The following is a 7709-nucleotide window of genomic DNA, read 5'->3' on the forward strand; positions in this document are numbered from 1 at the left end:
ACTTCCTGCGATGGACGGATCCGTTCACGGGCAAACGGCGGTCGGAGCAAACCGAAATCACCACCCGCAACAAACGCGGTCGATCGCGAGCCGATCGACTTGCCGTTGCCAAAGAGCAGGAGCTGAAGAAGTCGCTTCGGCGAGACGACTTCAGCTGGGACGCGTTCGAAGAGAAGTACAAGCAGGAGCACCTGAAGTTCACTTCGACGGACAACCAGCAGAAATGGAACGCGGTCGTCAAGTTCCTTCACGCGGCGGCCGCGGAGAGCCAGCAAGTTTACGGAGAGCTGATGCTGTCGGACGTCAAGCCGCTGTTTTTGTCGGAGGTCGAGACGCTGATTCGATCGAAGCTGTCCGGCGGAAGCGTGTCGTCCTACGTCGCGACGCTGCGAAGCGGACTCTCCTGGGCGGCTTCGATGGAAATGATGGATCCGTTGCCGCGTCGTCGCAGTCGCGGTCGGGTTGAGCACGTCTTGCCGGCGATGCGATTGAACCCCATCACACGGGAGGAGTTGAAGAAGATGAAGGATGTCACCGACTCGGTTGTTGGCAAACGCTACGGCCAGTCGGTCAAAGATTACCTGGAGGCGCTTTGGCTGTCCGGGTGTCGCATGTGCGAGCCGCTTCAGATTCACGCGACGCGGCGCAACTGCCACCGGCCGTTGAATCTGGCGGGGGAGCATCCGAAGTTTTGCTGGGTCAACACTCAAAAGAACCGACGGGATGTGATCGCCAGGGTGACAAAGGACTTTGCGGCCGACGTGGAGCGACGGGTGGCCGATGGTGGTTTTCTTTATCAGCCTCGTTGCGAGACGGGCTTGCTTGAGAGTCGCACATCGCTTTCCAAGGTCGTTGCCGATATTGGCAGGAAGGCCGATGTTTGGGCCGAAGAGGGCAAGACGGCGACCGCCAAGCATTTCCGGTCGTCGTTTGTCACGCGATGGTCGATTCGGGGCATGCCGATCGCCCTGATTCAGGAGATGGTCCGGCACCGGAGCCGGTCGACGACGGAGAGGTATTACGTCGGCGACCTGAGTGGGAAGATCGATTTCGATGAATCGAAATTTGGTGACCAAAGTGGTGACCAAGCTTGAGACTGACAAAGAGAAATGAGGCAGTAAATTCGCTTTCGATGCGTAATTTACGGTATACCGAAGGAGGGACTCGAACCCTCACTCCCTTGCGGGAACTGGATTTTGAATCCAGCGCGTCTGCCAATTCCGCCACTTCGGCTTCGGTGGTCGTCCGGGCGATGGGAAAACGCTGCCCGGCCAACTAGGGAGATTATTCAACACGAATCGGGTTCGTGCAACCGGCGGTGTTTGGAGGAATTTTGGAGACCTTTGGCCGTTTCCCTTGCGGCGGGGGGCAAAGCCGGGAAAATGGATATCAATCTCCCAACTTGTTCCCGTCACCACGTGTTGCGATGTCCGGCGTTCCCAAACCAGTGCTTTCCGAAGCCGATTACTTGGCTCAAGAACGCCAGGCAGACTTTAAGAGCGAGTTTTATCGCGGTGAAGTGTTTGCCATGGCCGGTGCCAGCCGACGACATAACTTAATCGTCGGAAATGCCGTCACCGCGTTCAATCTCGGCCTCCGCGATTCCGATTGCCAGGTCTATCCATCGGACATGCGTGTCAAGGTTTCAGCCACCGGCCTGGTGACTTACCCTGACGTCTCGGTGGCCTGCGGCAACCCCGTGTTTGATGACGACCAGAATGACACGCTGCTTAGTCCCGTCGTCCTGATTGAAGTGCTCTCCAAATCGACCGAGTCCTACGATCGAGGGGCAAAATTTGAGCAGTATCGACACCTGAAATCGCTTCGCCACTACCTGCTGATCGCTCAGGATCGCATTCACGTGGAGCACTTTTCACTACAAGACGACGGAAACTGGTTGCTTCGCGAATGCAACGAAATCAACGGCACTGTCGAGCTGAAGCCATTGAATTGTGAACTGGCGGTCGGCGACTTCTATCGGAAAGTCGACTTGTCGGGAACCGAAGAACTCCGCGGCGGTGCCGAAACACGTTCGGCGGAACCGTGATTGGTTTTGGCGCCCTACCGGCTACCATTCATGGCCTCAATGGAGACTCATTCGTTTTGCCCCCCCTTCCTCGTTCTTGATTGGAGTGCCTCCTGATGACGATTGCAGATGAGCTGGCTCGGTTACAGGCACTGCGCGATGCCGGATCGCTGACCGAAATTGAGTTCGAAGAGGCCAAGCGAAAGGTGCTGCACGAACAGCCGCAGCCGGCGATGTCGGGTTTCGGGGTCTCGTCCGCGCCCGGCCAGATCATGGGCGTCAACGAAGAAACCTATTGCACGCTGATGCACCTGTCCCAGCTGCTCGTTGTTTCAGGGCTGGGCATCGTCGCACCGATCGTGATGTGGGTGATCAGCAAAGACGAATCCGATCTGGCCCGGCGTCACGGCAACCGCATGATGAACTGGCTGATCAGCAGCCTGATCTACGCGTTCGTCTCCGGGCTGTTGTCCATGGTGCTGATCGGAATTCCCTTGCTCATCTTGATTCTGATCCTGGATTTCGTGTTCCCGATCATGGCCGCGGTCAAGGCGAACAACGGCGAGATCTGGTCCTACCCGGGAGCGATTCGGTTCTTTGAAGAGGACTGAATAAAGGGGCTGGGGTCGACACGCGCCACTGGCTGACGCCGCGTGCTGGAAGGACAGGCTGGTGGGAACGGCTGAAAGCCTCTCGCGCGGTTCAGATCCAGAGTTTCATGCGGTCGTTGAGCATGCCGGGCAACGCGCGGCGGACCATCGTTTTGACTTGCTTGTCGTGGTAACGCGTACTCAGGTGCCCGGCGATCACCAGCTCATTCTCGAACCGATCGGCACGCTGGCGATAGTCATCGACGTGCATGTGACCGTGCTTGTGGATCTTTTCTTTGCGGTGTTCGGGCGCGACAAACGTCAGTTCGCTGACCAAGACCTTTGCCTTGTAGAAATCTGGATTGTTGTCCAATCCCGGCGGTGAAGTGTCGCCGGTGTAGGCGAAGACGGGAACCCGATGTTCGGTCGTGATCTCGGTGCCGGCGAGTTTCAAGTCGCGGATTTCAGGTCCGGACAGTTCAGCGAATTCGGATTTCAATTTGTGCCGCCGGTGATAGACCACAAAGCCGAGCGAGGTGATCGTGTGCCGCGTCGGCACCGCCGTCACCAAGTACTCGCGGCCGTGTTCGATTTCGTCTCCGGCGTTGAGCCCAACCAATTCGCAAGGCATCGCGCCACGGTCCAAACGGCGAAAGGTTTGCAGCATGTTCCAGGCTTCGTCGACCGCCGAATCGGGCAAGTAAATTACCGGCGGATCCATCTTCATCATCCGGCGACGAGACACATAAGAAGGCAGCGACGCGATGTGATCCAAGTGGGCATGGGAGATGAACAGCGTGGGCGTGCCCATGAAGTCCCAGGGTTGCGCGCCGACATCGAACAACAGTTTCAGCTCGTTGATTCTCCAGCACGTTTGCACGGCCGCGCGAGAAAAACCCTCGATCGTGAGACCATCGTGGTGGTGCGAGATCAGGGGAATGTTTTCGACCATAACGTCTGTGTTTCCAATGTGGCTCGTCGGTGCCAAACGAGTGCCCGGCTCAAACCGCCGAACTGCGATGCGTCTAGTTCTTTGCCGAAATGCGAAGCTTGTCGCCGGCTGCATCGATCTTCAAGGATGCTTGGTCGGTGATCAACCGTACAAGCTGCCAAAGGGTCTGGTCAACGACCGAGAGCGAGACCCGTTTCTCGAGCTGAGGGTTCGCCGCGGGATCCAATTGGCACTGCAAGCCGAGCTGTCCCACCAACGCTTGAATCAATGGCCCGGCCGGTTTGTCGACCACCTCCAGAGAAAAGGTGCGTTGGTTCGCTTTCAACCGATCCAACGCGGTTCCCGCCGCCGGGTTCGCCGGGACCGGAACCTGTTCTTGATCCGGAATTGACAGCATTTGCCGGCAAAACGCCTGGTGAGCTGCCGGGATGGCGAGCAATCGAATCTGGCCGCCGCTGACTTTGATTTGCAGATTCGGATCGGTTTCCCGCAGCCCCTCGATGACGCTGGCGGCACCGACGAACTGATAGGCACGCGCGAAGGGGACATCGATTCGATCGTCCGGAAGCTCTCCCAAAAACTGTCCGGCGATCAAGTGCAACGCCAGCTGCGGTGAAATGTCACGCAGCGTCGTTTCCGGCCACAGGTCATGCGGAAGCGCGGTCGGCGCGTGGTCGCCAGATTGTCTTCCGGCAGAGTGTCCTCGAACGAGTTGCAAGGCTTCGTCGGGAGTCGTCAGGTCGGGCCAATGCAGGTCCATGGACTCGGCGCCACCGCGACGCGATCGACGGCCCGGGGCGTCATCATCGACGTCGGAATAAAGGCGGTGCGAGAGTTCGGCGACCCAGGAGGCGCGACCGATCAGAACGCAGTTGTCCACGGGGTAGCAAACGCAACCGGCCGATGACGCAACCTTGCAAAGCGATGCATACCGCGTCGGCCCGAGGCCTCCAGGAGAAACTAGGCGATCTGGGTTGACCTTGCGGTCGAGCCAGGTGTTGATGTGGCGATTGGGTTGAGTTTGTTGCTGGGAAGCGATGGCGATGGCGAGGCGCAATGACTGTCCATCAACGAAGCCGGTGTGCGGTTCTCGGAGCCGCTGCGCGAAATCGTCGGTTTGGCTCAATGGATCTGCGGCCGCGATTGGTTTAGACAGTCCGGCAAGATGCAGAACGGAGATCGCCGTCACGACGACGGTGCAAACCAGCGGCTGAAAACGGAGGGGATGGTACATCGTTTTCCTGGGAGTGGTCGGCGTGGAGCGCGCGGCACTTTTTTGTGTTTTTGACAAGACAGGGGCTTGATCGAGTGATCGCCGCTGATCTGCCCGTTGGCCGGTTGCGTTGGCGAGTTGTGGAGGCCCTGATCGGCAACTAGACTCGTGGACCACCGGGGCTGGAAATCTGGCATGGATCGGTTGCCTGAGACACCTTCGTGCCTAGTATACACGCGACTTGCACCACGACTCTCCCACCTTCGACGGATGGCAAAGTGACTTCACCTCTCGTGCGGACCACCCGACTGGCCACAGCCTATCGCCGACTTCTCTCCAGTGCGGACGCCCCGCGGTATGCGGCCGAGGTTGATGAGCACTACTCTCCGATGACCTTGGCGACCTTGCTCCGCCGCGGTGATGTCGAACTGCGCCGTGCCGCGGCGATGGCCTTGGGGCTGCTTGGCAACAGTCGATCGATCGACCCGCTCGGCCGCGCGCTCTGCGATGTCGATCGCGGTGTTCGTCTGGTTGCCGATGATTCGTTTCGCGGGCTGTTGTTGCGTGATGCGGCTCCGACCCATCACCAGCAGCTGCTCAAGGTCATGCACTTGACCGACGGCGGCGAGTTTGCCGCGGCGCTGGCCCCGGCGATGATCCTGGTCGAACAGGCGCCGATGTATGCCGAGGCGCATTTCCAATTGGCCAGTTGCTGGCATGGGCTGGAGGATTATCCCAAAGCATCACAAGCGTACGTCGCTTGCTTGTGGCGTTGCCGGTTTCACTACACGGCCTGGCAGGGACTGGCACGCTGTCAGATCATGTGTGGCGAATACCTTGCCGCATCGAAGTCGCTGGAACGTTGTATCGATATCGTGCCGGACTTAGAAAGTGCCCGCGTGCAGCTGCGGATGCTGCGGCGGCGGATGCGTCGCAGCGACGTCTGATGACAGAGCATCGTCTGAGACAGCGACGACGGATGAAGCCGGGTGCGATTGGGATGACCGGATGACCAGCTACAACGACCTCTTCGTGGCGATGGTCGCGTTCATCGGCGGCGTGTTAGCGCTAGCCGTCGCGATCGGCCCTTGGCAGAAACCGTATCACCTGCGATCAATCGCCCGCGTCGTGGATCGTTACGGTATGTCTGCGGCGCGATCGGTTTGGGTCTTGGTGGCGATCGTTTCGTTGATCGCCGGCATGGCCATCGCCAATGGCATTCGCCCGGGATACGCCACGCCAGATCGAACGCTCAGCGGCAGCACCAAGTAAACCGCGACATGTAAACGTGCGACGCGTCGGCGTGGGACGCCGCGTGGCCCCTTGCTAACGCGTGCGGGCTTAGATCGACAGTCCGTTACACACCCGGGTTGGATTCTTCGATCGCTTGATCCATGACTTCGATGGCCGCATCGAGGTAGCGGTCGAACGATTTCTCGAAGTGCAACATGGCGGCTTCATCGGCGAAGAAGAACATCCGGTTGTGAATCGGATCGATCACGCCCCACTCACGTTTGCCGGGCACGATCTTCTTTTCTTCAAAGAACCGGACGACGTCGATTTCGTTCAACATCGGAGTGAACGGAATCGGATCGGACAGGAACAATTCCATCGAGTCCTTGTCGGCGAACAGGTACAGTTTGCCGAGATGGATGACGCCCAGTTCCGGTTTGCCTTCGACCCATTCGCCACGATTGACAACGGAAACGGCACAGTAGCCTTGGATCGCGAGTTCGGGTTTGCTCGGCGAGTCGGTCGTCTTGGACGCGGTCGTGTCGGCGGTGGGCTGGGTCGCGGCCGCGTCACCGGGAAGTGTCATGCCACTGGTTCGTGCACTTGCCAGCGATGCCTGGACCGAACCGGACTTGGTCACACTGGCCGAACGCACGCGACCGGTCGAATCGCCGGGAAGCATGAATTGATTTTGCCGCGACGTGCCGGTCACTGCGGACGGGGTCGCTGCAGTCGGCGTCGTTGCGGACGGCGTTGTTGCGGGGGCAACCGCGCCGGGGGCCGGGATTTGGACCGGCAGCGAATCGGGCGCCATGGTGGTCGGCGGTGTTGCGGCGGGCGGCGTCGAGGTCATCGCCACGTTGGCTGCTGGAGCCGTCGCAGTGGGCGCTGCCGACGTATTGTGCGCTGCAGATGTATTGTACGTTGCCGGTGTGGTTTGTTCGGCGCTGGCCAGTGTCGAACGCGCCTTGGCGTAGCTGACTTGGGCTTCGGCCAGCATTGCGATGTAGCGATCGGGCTGCTGGGGGCTGACCGAGTGCGAGAGTGCCTTGCCGTCGGTGGTCACGATCACGTCGGTGGGATACTTCGTGACCTTGAACATTTCGGCCAACTTGGGGTTCTTGGTCCCGTGGACTTTGACCGGTACGAAGTTTTGGTTGATCGATTGCGACACCGATGCACTGCGAAACGCGCCCGCTTCCAAGCGATCGCAATAGATGCAATTGTCGGTGTAAAAGTGCAACAGCATCAGCTTGCCCTGCTGCTTGGCTTTGGAGTGGGCATCGCGAAGCTTGCCCTCCCAAGCGATTTGGGCTTGAGACGATTGCGCGCCGAGACTGGTGAGCGTGAAGACAACGAGATAGATCGCGGCGTTTCGCATCCTGCGTTCCTGTGTCGATCCGGGAGGAAAAACTGTTGGGGGTGAAGCGTCCGAACGAAGCACCCGGACATTGCGCCTGGTGAGTTGATCGGCAGGCGGGAACCTGTCGCTTAAGCGGAAAGTACAGAATAGGTCGACTTTAACGCCAGTTCAGCCGGCGGGGTGCGATGAAAAAAACGGCGGGCTCGGCTTGGCGGCTTCTGCTACGGCCTTAACCCTCAGATTCAATCCTGACGAAGCGCTCCAGCGATTTCACCGGGCTGACGATCGAAAACGATACCCACGGATAGTGGACGAGGCGACGAGTCCCGCGA

At 59.2% G+C, this 7709-nt stretch carries 8 protein-coding genes and 1 tRNA gene; 5 read left to right on the forward strand and 4 right to left on the reverse strand.

The window, feature by feature from the left end:
* Positions 1-1094, forward strand: a 1094-nt coding sequence (locus ABX749_RS14470) for a hypothetical protein (RefSeq protein ID WP_372896601.1), incomplete at its 5' end; no start/stop codon positions are given.
* Positions 1095-1149: 55 nt separating this feature from the next.
* Here ABX749_RS14470 and ABX749_RS14475 read toward each other — a convergent pair.
* A tRNA-Leu gene (locus ABX749_RS14475) sits at positions 1150-1233 on the reverse strand.
* 169 nt (positions 1234-1402) lie between these two features.
* On the opposite strand from ABX749_RS14475, the gene ABX749_RS14480 reads away from it, so the two are divergent.
* Positions 1403-2047, forward strand: coding sequence for a Uma2 family endonuclease (locus ABX749_RS14480; RefSeq protein WP_372896602.1), 645 nt, complete (start codon positions 1403-1405; stop codon positions 2045-2047).
* 95 nt (positions 2048-2142) lie between these two features.
* On the forward strand, positions 2143-2637 hold the full coding sequence (locus ABX749_RS14485) for a DUF4870 domain-containing protein (protein ID WP_372896603.1): 495 nt from the start codon (positions 2143-2145) through the stop codon (positions 2635-2637).
* 91 nt (positions 2638-2728) lie between these two features.
* Here ABX749_RS14485 and ABX749_RS14490 read toward each other — a convergent pair whose 3' ends face one another.
* Positions 2729-3568: an MBL fold metallo-hydrolase gene (locus ABX749_RS14490; RefSeq protein WP_372896604.1), complete on the reverse strand. Its 840-nt coding sequence runs from the start codon at positions 3566-3568 to the stop codon at positions 2729-2731.
* Positions 3569-3641: 73 nt separating this feature from the next.
* A complete protein-coding gene (locus ABX749_RS14495) occupies positions 3642-4802 on the reverse strand; it encodes a hypothetical protein (protein ID WP_372896605.1) in 1161 nt (386 codons plus the stop codon).
* 257 nt (positions 4803-5059) lie between these two features.
* Between ABX749_RS14495 and ABX749_RS14500 the strand changes: the two genes are divergently transcribed.
* Both ABX749_RS14500 and ABX749_RS14505 read left to right on the forward strand, forming a co-directional pair.
* Positions 5060-5728 (forward strand): HEAT repeat domain-containing protein, encoded by a 669-nt coding sequence (locus ABX749_RS14500; RefSeq protein WP_372896606.1) that lies wholly within the window; start codon positions 5060-5062, stop codon positions 5726-5728.
* Between the two features lie 61 nt (positions 5729-5789).
* Positions 5790-6053, forward strand: a complete 264-nt coding sequence (locus ABX749_RS14505) for a hypothetical protein (protein WP_372896607.1) — start codon at positions 5790-5792, stop codon at positions 6051-6053.
* Between the two features lie 85 nt (positions 6054-6138).
* On the opposite strand, the gene ABX749_RS14510 is transcribed toward ABX749_RS14505, so the two are convergent.
* Complete coding sequence (locus ABX749_RS14510; RefSeq protein WP_372896608.1) at positions 6139-7395, reverse strand: thioredoxin family protein; 1257 nt, start codon at positions 7393-7395, stop codon at positions 6139-6141.
* Positions 7396-7709: the final 314 nt, after the last annotated feature.

It is taken from the genome of Stieleria sp., assembly GCF_041595215.1.
Taxonomy (GTDB): Bacteria; Planctomycetota; Planctomycetia; order Pirellulales; family Pirellulaceae; genus Stieleria; species Stieleria magnilauensis.

Excerpts from the sequence above, each read along its gene's own strand:
- ABX749_RS14495 (WP_372896605.1), bottom strand. The coding sequence starts at position 4,802 with ATGTACCATCCCCTCCGTTTTCAGCCGCTGGTTTGCACCGTCGTCGTG.
- ABX749_RS14510 (WP_372896608.1), bottom strand. The coding sequence starts at position 7,395 with ATGCGAAACGCCGCGATCTATCTCGTTGTCTTCACGCTCACCAGTCTC.
- ABX749_RS14485 (WP_372896603.1), top strand. The coding sequence starts at position 2,143 with ATGACGATTGCAGATGAGCTGGCTCGGTTACAGGCACTGCGCGATGCC.
- ABX749_RS14490 (WP_372896604.1), bottom strand. The coding sequence starts at position 3,568 with ATGGTCGAAAACATTCCCCTGATCTCGCACCACCACGATGGTCTCACG.
- ABX749_RS14505 (WP_372896607.1), top strand. The coding sequence starts at position 5,790 with ATGACCAGCTACAACGACCTCTTCGTGGCGATGGTCGCGTTCATCGGC.